This is a genomic window from Neisseria sp. P0021.S005, assembly GCF_051956955.1.
Map to the genome: position 1 here is coordinate 1 of NZ_JBQCWY010000829.1, position 784 is coordinate 784.

Below are 784 nucleotides of genomic sequence, written 5' to 3' on the forward strand. Positions count from 1 at the left end.
GCGTTAAAGAGGGTGGATTTGCCGACGTTGGGCAAACCGACGATACCGCATTTCAAGCTCATGGTTTTTCCTGAAAAGATAAAAGTTTAACGGCGGATTATAGCATATTGTAGAGGTACTCAAAACAGCCGCAATGCTGGTGTATATTCATCATAAAAAGGCCGTCTGAAAATTGTTTCAGACGGCCTTTTTTCCGTACTGCCTTAACCGGTATTACGCAAACCTTGCGCTACGCCGTTGATGGTCAAGTGAACCATCAGAAGGGCGTGCGGATTATCGGGCTCTTTGCGCAGGCGTTTGAGCATGGCGACTTGCAGGCCGTTGAGGGCGTTCAAATATGGAATCCTCAAGGCAAGCGAACGGGCGAGGCTGCGGTTGTCGCGCAGGAGCTCTTCGGTTTGCAGCAAGTCGAGCAGTGCTTTGCGGCTGCGTTGGTATTCTTCCTTGATCATGCCGAAGATGACCTTTGCTTTATCGGGCGATTCGCTCAAGCCGGCATAGTTTTCCGCCAAAGTGATGTCGGTTTTCGCCATCACTTGCTCCATATTAGAGAGCATGGCTTGGAAGAACGGGTTGCTTTGGGCGTGTTCGCGCAGGGCGGCGAGGGTTTCGGGATTGCCTTCGCACAAGGTTTCCACTGCGCTGCCGAAACCGTACCAAGCCGGCAACATGAGGCGGTTTTGCATCCATGAAAATACCCACGGAATCGCGCGCAAGTCCTGAATCCGCGCCAAGGTTTTGCGGCTGGCGGGACGGCTGCCGAGGTTGAGGGTGGCGATTTCCT

2 protein-coding genes are annotated in these 784 nt (G+C 53.1%); both read right to left on the reverse strand.

Features of this window, described 5'->3' with window-relative positions:
- The coding region (locus ACTHUE_RS19595; RefSeq protein WP_148094628.1) for a GTPase at positions 1-62 on the reverse strand (62 nt) is incomplete at its 3' end.
- A 141-nt stretch (positions 63-203) separates the two neighbouring features.
- A partial coding sequence (locus ACTHUE_RS19600) for a phosphoenolpyruvate carboxylase (protein WP_440424235.1) occupies positions 204-784 on the reverse strand: 581 nt, incomplete at its 5' end.